This window comes from Streptomyces sp. WMMB303 (assembly GCF_029351045.1).
In the GTDB taxonomy this organism is placed as follows: domain Bacteria; phylum Actinomycetota; class Actinomycetes; order Streptomycetales; family Streptomycetaceae; genus Streptomyces.
The window spans coordinates 5,370,866-5,382,505 of record NZ_JARKIN010000001.1 but is presented as its reverse complement, the minus strand read 5'-3'; the positions used below and the strand labels follow the sequence as shown (position 1 = coordinate 5,382,505).

Below are 11,640 nucleotides of genomic sequence, written 5' to 3'. Positions count from 1 at the left end.
CGCCGGTCCCGGTGCGGCGGTTCCGTTCTCCCGGAGGTTTCCCGTAGTGAGTTTCGTGCTGTCACCCGTACCCGAGGGCACCGCGGCGGGCGGTGACCCGATCGCGGTCCTCGGGGTGTCCGGCGCGCCGGACGCGTTCCGGGGCACGGTCCCGGCCGCCCTCGGGCCCGGGCCCGCTGCGCCGGGCCGACCGGACCCCGGCGCGGCCGCGGTGTTCCTGGAGGGGCCGCACGGCGCCGCCGAGGACCCGCTGCCGGGTGCGCCCGTCGGGCGCCTGCCGTCCGGGAACCCGCCGCTGCGCAACGCCGTCGCGGCGGCGCTCTCCTGGCTGCGCGGCGGCATCGCGCGCACCGCCGTGGCCGGTACCACCGCGCGGCCGGGCGGCTGGCTGCTCCTCAGACGGCTGTCCGACGCGCGGGCCGCCGGTGAGCCGGGCCTGTGCCTGCTCGAACTCGCCACCGGCAGCGGAGCCGCGCCCCCCGGGGTCACCGAACTGCTCGTGGCCGTACGGCGGTTCCAGGCGCCGCCGTCGGCCTCCACCGCCCGTGCCGCCCCGGCCGCGGATCGGGAGCCGCCGGCCGCCGCCCCCGAGCTGACCGCCACCGCCGCGGACCCGCAGGCCCATGACCAGGGTCGGCCCGTGCTGAGCGGTGCGGTGCCCTGGCCGCTCTCGAGCCGCTCGGAGACCGGGGTGCGGGCCGAGGCGCGGCTGCTCGCCGCGTATCTGCGCGAGCGCCCCGAACTGGACAGCCACGACGTCGCACACGCCCTGGCGACCGGCCGGGGCGCCGCCGAGCACCGCGCGGTCGCGGTGGGCGCGGACCGCGAGGAGCTGCTGACCGGGCTCGACGCGCTGGCCGCCGGGCACGACCAGGAGGGTGTGGTGCGCGGCACCGCGCGGCCGTCCGGTGGCGTGGTGATGATGTTCCCCGGCGCCGGGGGCCAGTGGCGCGGCATGGGCGGCGGACTGTGGGACAGCTCCCCGGCGTTCCGGGAGAGCGTCCTGGCCTGCGCGGAGGCGTTCGCCCCCTACGTGGACTGGTCGTTGGTCGACGTGGTGCGCGGTCGCCGCGGCGCGGCCTCGCTGAACCGGGTCGAGGTGGTGCAGCCCGCGCTGTTCACCGTCACGGTCTCGCTCGCCGCCGTCTGGCGGTCCTTCGGGGTGGTCCCGGCGGCCGTGCTGGGGCACTCGCAGGGCGAGATCGCCGCAGCCCATGTCGCGGGCGCGCTCCGGCTGCCGGACGCCGCCCGCGTGGTGGCCACGCGCAGCCGCCTCATCGCCGGGGCACTGGCGGGCAAGGGCGCCATGCTGTCCGTGCCGCTGCCCGCCGCGCAGGTCCGCGAACGGCTGGCGGAGCTCGGCGGCGGGCTCGCCGTCGCGGCCGTCAACGGACCGGCCACCACCAGCGTGGCCGGCAGCCCGGACGCCATCGAGGAGCTGTTCGCGCGACTCGTGGACGAGGGCGTCCGGGTGGCCCGGATCGTCTCGGACTTCGCCTCCCACTCGGCGCAGGTCGACGCGCTCCACGGCCCCCTGCTCGACGAGGTCGGGCCGCTCCGCCACCACTCCACCGACACCCTGCTCTGCTCGACGGTGACCGGCCGCGTCCTGGACCCCGCCGCGCTCGACACCGAGTACTGGTACCAGAACCTGCGCCGGACGGTGGAGTTCGACAGCGCGGTGCGCACCCTGCTGAGGCTGGGGTTCAGCACCTTCGTCGAACCCTCCGCGCATCCGCTGCTGACCGCCCCGGTGGCGGACATCGCCGCGGACACCGGGACCGAGGTCCGGGCCGTCGGCTCGCTGCGGATGGGGGAGAGCACAGCGCAGCGCATGCTCACCTCCCTGGCCGAGGCCCAGGTGGCCGGGGTGCCGGTCGACTGGGCGAAGGCCTGCGCCTCCCGCGGCCGGATCGAACTGCCTTCCGGGCCGCTGCCGCAGGAGTTCCCGCGCGGGGCCGCCACGACCGGACCGGAGGCCGCAACCGGCCGGGCCGCGCCGGGCGCGGCCGGGGACGGGTTCTGGCGTGCGGTGGACCGCGGGGATCTGGCGGGCGCGCTCGGGGTCGTACTGCCCGCACTGAGCTGGTCGAACGGCTCATGACCGGATGGGACAAGACACTCCTTGGAGGTGTGGTGTCGGAGGAACGGACCGACCACAGGCTGATGATCCTGGGAGCCGGGGTGATGGGCGTCGGCATCGCGGCGCTCGGCATCGGCTCCGGGCTGCCGGTCACCCTCGTCGACGTGGACGAGGCCCGGCTCGAACAGGCCCGGCGGCGGATCCGCCGGGAACTGAAGCTGGCCCGGCTGACGGGGGCGCTGCCGGACGCCGCCGCACCCGGCGAGCTGACCACCACCACCGCGGCGAAGGACGGCGCGACGGCCACCGCCGTCATCGAGGCCGTCACCGAACTGGCCGAGGTGAAGGCCGCCGCACTGGCCGAGGTCTCCGCACTCGTGGGCCCCGGGACACCGGTGGTCTCCAACACCTCGTCCATCCCGATCGACGAACTGGCCGCGTCCGTGGCCCGGCCGCAGGAGTTCCTCGGCACCCACTTCATGAACCCGCCCTGCCTGATCCCCACCGTCGAGGTGATCCGCGGCAGGCGGACCGGCGCCCCGGCCGAGGCCGCGCTCGTCTCGCTGCTGACCGCGCTGGGCCGCACCCCGCTGGTGGTCGCCGACAACCCGGGCTTCGTGACCAGCAGGGTGCTGCATCCCATGATCAACGACGCGATCCGGGCGGTACGCGAGGGCACCGCGCCCCCCGAGACGGTGGACGCGCTCTTCGAGAACGGCCTCGGCCACCGCACCGGCCCGCTGCGCACCGCCGACCTGATCGGTCTGGACAACCTCGCCGACTCGCTGCGAGTCCTCCACGAGAGGACCGGAGACCCCGGCTGCGAACCGGATCAGCTCCTGCTGGACAAGGTCCGGGCAGGCGACTTCGGCCGGAAGACCGGCCGCGGCTTCTACGACTACGGAGGGAACCCGTCATGACCACCACGCCCGAGCCGACCGCCGACGTCATCGCCGAGCGGATCTCCCGGTTCCTGGAGGAGCGCACCAAGACCTCCTTCGCGGTGGACACCGACGTGTTCGCCTCCGGCGGGGTCAACTCGCTCTTCGCCATGGAGCTCGTGGTCTTCCTGGAAGAGGCGTTCGACGTCGAGATCGCGGGCAGCGACCTGCGGCTGGACAACATGCGCACCGTGACGGCCATGACCGCGCTCGTCCAGCGGCTGCGCGCCGAGGACGCCGGGGAGAACGAGGACGCCGGAGACGGAGCCGGGCGTGGCTGACGGAACGGCCATGGCCGGCCCTGCGGCCGGCCCCGTGGCGGAACCCGACCGGCTCCGGGCCGTCGCCGCCGAACTGGTCGACGAGACCTCGGCCGACGCCTGGGATCGTGCCGGACGCATCCCCGAGGAGGTCGTCCGCACGGCCGGCGCGCAGGGGCTGATGTCCGCGCAGATCCCCCGGCGCTACGGCGGCCCCGGGCTGAGCAGCGCCGAGAACGGCGAGCTGACCGCGTTCGTCGGCAGCCGGTGCAGCTCCCTGCGCAGTCTGATGACCTCGCAGGGGATGGCCGCCTGGACCGTCCAGCGGCTCGGCGAACGGCGGCAGCGCGGCGCGCTGCTGCCCCGGCTGGCGGGCGGTGAGCAGGCCGCCGTCGCCTTCAGCGAACCGGAGGCGGGCAGCGACCTCTCCGCCATGGCCACCCGCATCGAACCGGACGGCGACAGCGTGGTGGTGACCGGCGAGAAGGTCTGGATCACCGCTGCCTGCTACGCGGACCTGCTCGTGGTCTTCGGCCGGTACGGCGACGGCGCCGCCGCGGTCGTGGTGCCCGCGACGGCACCCGGCGTCACGGTGGAACGGGTGCCCGAGCCGATGGGGTGCCGGGCCGCCGGGCACGCCCACCTCCGACTGGACGGGGTGCGGGTGCCCGCCGGCGACGTGCTCGGCGGCGCCGGGCAGTCCACCGAACTGCTGGTCGGCACCGCGCTCTCCTACGGCCGGATGTCCGTCGCCTGGGGCTGTGTCGGCATCCTGCGCGGCTGCCTGGCCGCGGTCGGCCGGCACGCCCGCACCCGGCAGCAGTTCGGCAAGCCGCTGGCAGGACACCAGCTCGTCGCCCGGCATGTGGCCGAACTGCTGGCAGCAGAACAGACGGCGACCCGGGCGTGCGCGCACGCCGGCCACTGCTGGGACACCCGGTCCCCGGAGATGGTGTCGGCCACGGTGCTCGCGAAGTACGTGAGCTCCCGGCAGGCGGCGGCCGGGGCTGCCACCGCGGTCCAGGTCCTGGCCTCGGCGGGCGCCCGGGACGGCCATCCGGTCGCGCGCGCCTACCGGGACGCCAAGCTGATGGAGATCATCGAGGGCAGCAGTGAGATCTGCGAACTGCTGCTGGCCGAACACGCGTTGAGCGTCTACACCTGAGGAGCCCGGGCTCCCAGCAACCACCCGAGAGGACACCGGACGGTGAGCGAACACACGACCACGGTGAAGTGCCTGGTCTGGGATCTGGACAACACGCTGTGGCAGGGCACCCTGTCCGAGGACGCCGAGGTGCGGCTCGCCGAGGAGATCCGCGCGGTCGTCGTCGAACTCGACGCGCGCGGCATCCTGCAGGCCGTGGCCAGCAAGAACGACCACGAGCCCGCCTGGGCCAGGCTGGAGGAACTGGGGGTCGCCGAGTACTTCGTGCTCGCCTCCATCGGCTGGGGGCCGAAGTCGGAATCGGTGCGCTCGATCGCCGAGCAACTCAACTTCGCCCCGCGCACCCTCGCCTTCATCGACGACCAGCCCGCCGAACGCGCCGAGGTCGAGTTCCACCTGCCCGAGGTCCGCTGCTACCCGGCCGAGCGGGCCGCGGAGCTCCTCTCGCTGCCCGAGTTCACCCCGGCCACCAGGACGGTCGACTCCGGCAAGCGGCGTGCGATGTACCGGGCGAACTTCCGCCGGGACGCCGAACGCGCCGAGTTCACCGGCCCCGACGAGGAGTTTCTGCGCACCCTCGACCTGGACCTGCAGATCTTCCGCGCCACCCCGGCCGAACTCAGCAGGGTGGAGGAACTGACCCTGCGCACCAGCCAGATGAACGCCACCGGTGTGCACTACTCCGACGAAGCCCTGCGCGCACTCCTCGCCGACGACGACCACGAGGTGCTCGTCGCCACCCTCTCCGACCGGTTCGGCACCCACGGCGCGATCGGTGTCCTGCTGCTGGAGCGGCACCCGGCGGCCTGGCATCTCAAGCTGCTGGCCACCTCCTGCCGGGTGGTCTCCTTCGGCGTCGGCACGGCGGTGCTGAACTGGCTGGCGACCGAGGCGGCCGGTGCGGGGGTCCACCTGCTGGCCGACTTCCGGCGCACCGACCGCAACCGCATGATGGAGGTCGCCTACCGGTTCGCCGGCTTCGACGACCAGGAGTGCGACTGCCGCAACCCGCTGCCGGCCGCCGGGGCCGAGGGCGTGCAGCGGCTCCACCTGGTGGCCGAGCACCGCGACCCGCCGAGCACCCTGCGGCTGACCGCACCGCCGCTGGCCGCCCCCGTCCTGGAGCAGGCCGCGGACTGACCCGGCGCCCGGGACCACCCGGAAGCCCGGCCCGGTGCGGGCACCGGGCCGGGCTTCCCGGGCCCCGGTCCGCCGCCCGAGAAGCCCGGCCCCCGCACCGATGCGGGGGCCGGTGCGCTAGGCGTCCTTCTTGCGGGCCAGGGTGATCCCGTCGGCGACGGGCAGCACGACGGGCTCCACCCGGTCGTCGGAGCGGAGGAGTTCGTTCACCTCGCGGATGGCGACCGTGTCGGGGTCGTCGGCCGCCGGGTCGACGACCCGGCCGAAGAAGAGGGTGTTGTCGAGCACCAGCAGTCCGCCGGGCCGGACCAGTTCGAGGGACGCCTCGTAGTAGGCGGGGTAGCTCTTCTTGTCGGCGTCGATGAAGACGAGGTCGACCCGTCCGCCGCCGCCCTCCTGTCGCAGCCCGGCCAGCGTCTCGTGCGCGTCGCCGAGCCGGAGGTCGATCCGGTCGGCCACCCCCGCGCGTTCCCAGAACTCGGCGGCGATGTCCGTCCACTTCCTGTTGACCTCGCACGTGGTCAGCCTGCCCCCGTCCGGCAGGGCCCGCGCCATGCACAGCGTGCTGTATCCGGTGAAGGTGCCGATCTCCAGCACTCTCGACGCACCGGTCAACCGGATCAGCAGCGACAGGAACCGCGCCTCCGCGGCCGGCACCTGCATCGCTGTCCCCCCGGGCAGTTCTGCGGTCAACTCGCGCAGCGCGCCCAGCACCTCGTCCTCGGGGCGGGAGACGGACTCGATGTAGGCGAGCAGTTCCTCGGTGGCAGCTATCTGAGTGGCCATGCCCTCAACGTAGCCTCCCCCGCCCCTCAACACGCCGTACAGCACCCGACTCGGCACCGCCCCTCCCGTCACCTCCGAGCCGTTCCCGTTCCCGGCCTCCGGTGCCCGGTCACCGGGAGTGCGCGGGATCCGAGCGGTGCGGCCGGGGCCCGGGCCGGAAGGCGACAGGCCCGGGGGCCGGGGCACCCGGGGCGGCGGGCACCAGCCGTCGGCCGCGCAGCGGGCCTGGGTATCGTGCGCGCGTGATGAACGAGCGCACGGACACCTCGGAGCCGACAGCATTCCCGGCCGACAAGGCTTCGCCGGAGCCCCCCGAGCCGCTGCCGGTGGTCGACGTGCTGCTGATGGGCGTGGTGCTGGTCTTTCTCGCGGCGTACGCGTGGCCGATCCTGCAGCCGGACCTGAGCCCTCGGTGGCGGACCGCCTGCACCTGGGCGAGCTGGATCACCTGGGGTCTCTTCGCCCTCGACTACGTGGTCCGGCTGGTACGCGCGGTGGACCGCTGGGTCTACTTCAAGCGCAACCTCTTCACCCTGGCGACGGTGGTGCTGCCGTTCTTCCGGCCGCTGCGCATGCTGCGGGTGCTGACCGTGATGAGCGTGCTCAACCGCAGGGCCTCCGTCTCGCTGCGCGGCCAGGTCACCACCTATGCCGCCGGAGCCACCGGGCTGCTGATGTTCTGCGGGGCGCTGGCCGTGCTGGATGCCGAGCGCGGCGTCGAGGGGGCCACCATCGACAGCTTTCCCGACGCTGTCTGGTGGGCCTTCGCCACTGTGACCACGGTCGGCTACGGGGACTACTCGCCGGTCACCACGACCGGCCGACTGGTGGCCGTGCTGCTGATGATCGCCGGGATCGCAGTGCTCGGTGTGGTCTCCGCCTCGCTCGCCTCCTGGTTCATCGAACGCGTCTCGTCGGCCGGTACGGAGGAGCGGACCGCGACCCGCCAGGAGATCCACGAGCTGACCGAGGTGATCCGCGCCCAGCAGCGCCAGCTGGAGGAGCAGCGGGCCCTGCTCGCCTCCGTGGGACGGCAGGCCACCGGGCAGGACCCTGCCCCGGCGGAGGACGGGCCGGGAGCGCCGCGGACCGGCTGATCCGCGGCCGGCCCCCGGGGCGCGCCGGGCTGCCCCGGACCGGCGCCCCGGCCGGCGGAGTGGAAATCCCGCGCGGCGGCGGCCGGCGCTGATACTGGTGGTGGCGCGGAGTCCGTGTCCGGAGCCGCGGGGTCGCCCATCCCGCCCGGCTTCCCCGGCTCCGCACCGCGGCGACCGCTCTGGAGGCACGCCAGTGCAGGACCACGACCCTTCGACTTCCGGTGCGCGACCCGGCGGCGGATGCCAGGAACCCGGACGCCGGGACGAGGGACGCCAGGACCATGGACACCGGGACGGCGGACGCCGGGACGACGGACACGCACACGGGGTGCGCGCGGACGCCGACCGCCGCTGGCTGGCGGGCGCGCTGACGCTGATCGTCGTCTTCATGGCCGCCGAGGTCGCCGTCGGCCTCGCGGCCGGTTCGCTGGCGCTGCTCTCGGACGCGGCGCACATGCTCACCGACGCGGCCTCCCTCGTGCTGGCGCTGGTGGCGATGCGGCTGGCCGCCCGGCCCGCACGCGGCGGCTACACCTTCGGCCTGAAGCGCGCCGAGATCCTCTCCGCGCAGGCCAACGGCCTGACGCTGGTGCTGCTGGCGGTCTGGCTCGGCTACGAGGCGGTCCGCCGGCTGATCCGCCCGCCGGAGGTCGAGGGCGGCTGGGTCCTGGTGACGGCGCTGGCCGGGATCGCGGTCAACGTCGCCGCGACGTGGTGCGTCTCGCGCGCCAACCGGACCTCGCTCAACGTCGAAGGGGCCTTCCAGCACCTCCTCAACGACCTCTACGCGTTCCTCGGCACCGCGGTGGCCGGGCTGATCGTCCTGACCACCGGGTTCGCCCGCGCGGACGCGCTGGCCTCCCTCGCGGTGGTCGCGCTGATGCTCCGGGCGGGCAGCGGGCTCATCCGCGCCTCCGGGAGGATCTTCCTGGAAGCGGCCCCCGCGGGCATCGACCCGGACACGGTCGGCGACCGCATGGCGGCGGCCGACCAGGTCGCCGGGGTGCACGACCTGCACATCTGGCAGATCACCTCCAACCGCCCGGCCCTCTCCGCGCACGTCCTGGTCGTCCCGGACGGGGACTGCCACGGGGTGCGCCGCGCCCTCCAGCGGCAGCTCCGCCAGGACTGGGGCATCACGCACACCACCCTGCAGGTCGATCACCTGGGCGAGGACGACAGCGGTGCCCTCCTCCAGATCGACGACCGTCCCGAGGCTCCGCGCGAGGGCGGGTGCGGCAGCGAGGGCGGGCGCGGCACCGAGGACACCCACGGGCCCACCCACCGGCCCGGCGAACCCCCGCAGTGAACCCCGCGCCCTTGGGCACCCGGCGGCTCCCGTACCCAGCGGCTCCGGTCTCCCGAGCCGGCCGGCACCGTCCTCGGCGGTCCCTCAGCTCCGCGGCCCGACCCCCAGGACGTCGAGCAGTGCGCGGGTGGCCGGGCTGGGGTTGAAGCGGCTCCACGCCAGATACTCGACGCGGCGCGGCCCCTCGACCACGGGGACCAGCGCCAGTTGCGGGTCGTCGGCGGCCAGCGGCCGCACGAACGCCGACGGCAGCAGCGCGATGCCGAGCCCGCGGGCGATCAGCTGGGTGATCAGCTCGGCCACGCCCGCCTCGTAGGCGATGTCCCGGGCCAGCCCCGCGGCGGCGAACGCCTGATCGGTCTGGGCACGGCCGGGCGACCCGTCCCGGAAGTCCACGAACGTCTCGTCCGCGACCTCGTGCAGGGTGACGCGGGGCGCACCCGCCAGCCGGTGTCCGGCCGGCACCACCAGCACGTGCGCGTCGCGGTCCAGGACGAGGGTCTCCACACCGGCCGGCTGTTCGCCCTCCGGCAGGCCGAGGAAGACGATGTCCAGCTCGCCCTTCCGCACCGCGGACGCCAACTCGTCGCTGCTGCCCGCCTCCAGGCTCACCCGCACCTCCGGGTAGCGGGCCCGGTAGCGCTGGAGCAGTTCGGGCACGTCGACGGCGGCGGTGGTCCGGATCATGCCGACCGCGAGCCGGCCGCGGACCGATCCGCCCGCCGCGGCGGCGTCGGCGACCGCGCGGTCGGCCGCCGCCAGGCACTCGCGCGCGCCGACGAGGAACGCCGCCCCGGCACCGGTCAGTTCGGTACGGCGGCTGGACCGGGCGAACAGCGTGACGCCCAGCTCCCGTTCGAGCCCGGCGATCCGGTGGCTGAGCGAGGACTGCACCACCCGGCACCGCTCGGCGGCGCGGGTGAAGTTGCGGGTCTCGGCGAGAGCGACGACGTACCGGAGCTGCTGGAGATCCATATGGCAATCGTTTCGCTTCATAGTTGTTATCGCAACCATGCTTTGGATGCATGACCAGGCCGGGTCGACACTCCCCGTATGAACACTCCTGCCGAGGTGCCGCCGGGGGCGCCGCCCTCGTCCGCGCAGCGGGCGGCAACCGTCGCGCTGACCGCGCTCGCCCCCGCTTCCTGGGGCACCACCTACGTCGTGACGACGGAACTGCTGCCGCCCGGCCACCCGTTGTTCGCCGGGCTGCTGCGCGCCCTGCCCGCCGGGCTGCTCGCACTGGCCCTCACCCGGGTGCTCCCGCGCGGGCACTGGTGGTGGAAGGCCGTCGTCCTCGGCACGCTCAACATCGGGGCCCTGCCGCTGCTGTTCGTGGCGGCCGAACGCCTCCCCGGCGGCGTGGCCGCCACGCTCGGCGCCGCCCAGCCGCTGCTCGTCGCCGCGGCGGGAATCGCGGTGCTCAGCGAACGGCCGACGCTGTGGCGCCTTGCCTGGGGCCTGCTCGGGGTGCTCGGTGTCGGCCTCGTGGTACTCGGCCCGCAGGCCCGGCTGGACCCCGTCGGAGTGCTCTCCGGGCTCGGGCACACCACCGCCATGGCCGGCGGCGTCGTCCTCACCAAACGCTGGGGGCGGCCCCCCGGCGTCGGCCCCATGACGCTGGCCGGCTGGCAGCTGGCGGTCGGCGGCCTGCTGCTGCTCCCGCTCACGCTCGCCGTCGAAGGGGTGCCCGAGCGGATCGACGCCGGAGCCGTCGCCGGCTACCTGTGGCTCGGCAGCATGGGCGGACTGATCGCCTACGCGCTGTGGTTCCGCGGCATCGCCACCCTGCCGGTGAGCGCGTCGGCGCCGCTGGTGCTGCTCTCCCCGCTGGTCGCGACCGTCATCGGCTTCGCGATGGGCGAGTCGCTGAGCCTGCCGCAGACCGGCGGCTTCGTCCTCGCCCTGATCGCCATGCTCGCCGCCCAGTTCGCGCCCGCCGACCTGTTCGGCCGCCGCCGCACCCGCGGCTCGCCCGCCGCGGTCCCGGTCCGGGAGGACCGGCCCCGGGCCGCCCCGGTGCACACCGCCCCAGATCCCCTGCAAGCAGCCCGGGAAGACCGGCAACCGGAAGGACAACCCCGATGACGACGAAGACGATGACGATCGCCGTGCTCGGCGCCACCGGAATGGTCGGCAGCAGAGCGGTCCGGGAGGCCGCGGACCGCGGACACCGGGTGCTCGCCGTCTCCCGGAAACCCGCGGGCGACGACCCGGACGTGACACCCGTCGCGGTGGACGTGAGCGACGCGCACGCCCTGGGCGAGGTGCTGACCGACCCGCCAGGACCCGGCGCACCGGACGCCGTCGTACTGACCGTACGGACCGAGCCGGCCGACCGGGACTTCCTGGTCGGCACCACGCGCACGGTGCTGGAGATCGCCGCGCGGCGCGGCATCCGCGTCCTCGTCGTCGGCGGCGCCGGGGCGCTGCGCAGCCCGGAGGACGCCGAACTGCTGGTGGCCGACAACCCCCGGTACGTGCCGGCCGAACTGCGGCCCGTCGCCACCGCCGGAGTGGCCCAGCTGCGGGCCTGCCAGGAGAGCACCCACGCCGACTGGGTCTACCTGAGCCCGCCGGGCCTGCTGGAGCCCGGCGACCGCACCGGCCGCTACCGGCGCGGCACCGACACCATGCTGGCCGCCGACGACGGCCGCCCGTGGATCAGCGCCGAGGACCTGGCGGTGGCCGTGCTCGACGAGTTGGAGTCCCCCGGACCCGACCGGCACATCACGGTCGTCCACCGCGAAGCGGACTGACCACCACCGGACCGGGGACGACGCTCCCCGGTCCGGACCCGTCCGCGCGGCCGCTCCCTCCCCTTCCGCCCGTCCTCTCCGGGCCTCGGCGCAGAGATTT

The 11,640-nt window shown here is 74.6% G+C and carries 11 protein-coding genes; 9 read left to right on the top strand and 2 right to left on the bottom strand.

The genetic code is table 11. The features are described 5' to 3' along the window. Positions 1–46 precede the first annotated feature (46 nt). The 5 genes from P2424_RS23595 (at position 47) to P2424_RS23575 (ending at position 5,589) form a co-directional block, all read left to right on the top strand. Positions 47–2,104, top strand: a complete 2,058-nt coding sequence (locus tag P2424_RS23595; RefSeq protein WP_276477731.1) for an acyltransferase domain-containing protein — start codon at positions 47–49, stop codon at positions 2,102–2,104. A gap of 62 nt (positions 2,105–2,166) precedes the next feature. After that, the gene (locus P2424_RS23590; protein WP_276479096.1) at positions 2,167–3,003 is read left to right on the top strand and encodes a 3-hydroxyacyl-CoA dehydrogenase family protein; all 837 of its coding nucleotides are present in this window, start codon (positions 2,167–2,169) and stop codon (positions 3,001–3,003) included. Then, the gene (locus P2424_RS23585) at positions 3,000–3,305 is read left to right on the top strand and encodes an acyl carrier protein (RefSeq protein WP_276477730.1); all 306 of its coding nucleotides are present in this window, start codon (positions 3,000–3,002) and stop codon (positions 3,303–3,305) included. Before P2424_RS23590 ends, P2424_RS23585 begins: the two co-directional genes overlap by 4 nt. Beyond that, positions 3,298–4,449, top strand: a complete 1,152-nt coding sequence (locus P2424_RS23580; protein ID WP_276477729.1) for an acyl-CoA dehydrogenase family protein — start codon at positions 3,298–3,300, stop codon at positions 4,447–4,449. The genes P2424_RS23585 and P2424_RS23580 overlap by 8 nt, the downstream gene beginning before the upstream one ends. A gap of 42 nt (positions 4,450–4,491) precedes the next feature. Further along, entirely contained in the window at positions 4,492–5,589 is a 1,098-nt protein-coding gene (locus P2424_RS23575; protein ID WP_276477728.1) for an HAD-IIIC family phosphatase, read from the top strand. 117 nt (positions 5,590–5,706) lie between these two features. Here P2424_RS23575 and P2424_RS23570 read toward each other — a convergent pair whose 3' ends face one another. Continuing rightward, positions 5,707–6,375: a class I SAM-dependent methyltransferase gene (locus P2424_RS23570; protein WP_276477727.1), complete on the bottom strand. Its 669-nt coding sequence runs from the start codon at positions 6,373–6,375 to the stop codon at positions 5,707–5,709. 245 nt (positions 6,376–6,620) lie between these two features. Here P2424_RS23570 and P2424_RS23565 point away from each other — a divergent pair, with 245 nt between their 5' ends. Then, entirely contained in the window at positions 6,621–7,472 is an 852-nt protein-coding gene (locus tag P2424_RS23565) for a potassium channel family protein (protein ID WP_276477726.1), read from the top strand. Between the two features lie 328 nt (positions 7,473–7,800). Further along, positions 7,801–8,781 (top strand): cation diffusion facilitator family transporter, encoded by a 981-nt coding sequence (locus tag P2424_RS23560; protein ID WP_276477725.1) that lies wholly within the window; start codon positions 7,801–7,803, stop codon positions 8,779–8,781. Positions 8,782–8,865: 84 nt separating this feature from the next. On the opposite strand, the gene P2424_RS23555 is transcribed toward P2424_RS23560, so the two are convergent. Then, complete coding sequence (locus P2424_RS23555) at positions 8,866–9,756, bottom strand: LysR family transcriptional regulator (RefSeq protein ID WP_276479095.1); 891 nt, start codon at positions 9,754–9,756, stop codon at positions 8,866–8,868. 78 nt (positions 9,757–9,834) lie between these two features. Here P2424_RS23555 and P2424_RS23550 point away from each other — a divergent pair, with 78 nt between their 5' ends. Continuing rightward, on the top strand, positions 9,835–10,869 hold the full coding sequence (locus tag P2424_RS23550; protein WP_276477724.1) for an EamA family transporter: 1,035 nt from the start codon (positions 9,835–9,837) through the stop codon (positions 10,867–10,869). Continuing rightward, entirely contained in the window at positions 10,866–11,540 is a 675-nt protein-coding gene (locus tag P2424_RS23545; RefSeq protein WP_276477723.1) for an NAD(P)H-binding protein, read from the top strand. The genes P2424_RS23550 and P2424_RS23545 overlap by 4 nt, the downstream gene beginning before the upstream one ends. The last annotated feature ends 100 nt before the right edge of the window (positions 11,541–11,640 follow it).

Bases quoted from the DNA above. Each gene is read 5' to 3' on its own strand.
- P2424_RS23590 (WP_276479096.1), top strand. From the start codon at position 2,167: ATGATCCTGGGAGCCGGGGTGATGGGCGTCGGCATCGCGGCGCTCGGC.
- P2424_RS23585 (WP_276477730.1), top strand. From the start codon at position 3,000: ATGACCACCACGCCCGAGCCGACCGCCGACGTCATCGCCGAGCGGATC.
- P2424_RS23570 (WP_276477727.1), bottom strand. From the start codon at position 6,375: ATGGCCACTCAGATAGCTGCCACCGAGGAACTGCTCGCCTACATCGAG.
- P2424_RS23565 (WP_276477726.1), top strand. From the start codon at position 6,621: ATGAACGAGCGCACGGACACCTCGGAGCCGACAGCATTCCCGGCCGAC.
- P2424_RS23555 (WP_276479095.1), bottom strand. From the start codon at position 9,756: ATGGATCTCCAGCAGCTCCGGTACGTCGTCGCTCTCGCCGAGACCCGC.
- P2424_RS23550 (WP_276477724.1), top strand. From the start codon at position 9,835: ATGAACACTCCTGCCGAGGTGCCGCCGGGGGCGCCGCCCTCGTCCGCG.
- P2424_RS23545 (WP_276477723.1), top strand. From the start codon at position 10,866: ATGACGACGAAGACGATGACGATCGCCGTGCTCGGCGCCACCGGAATG.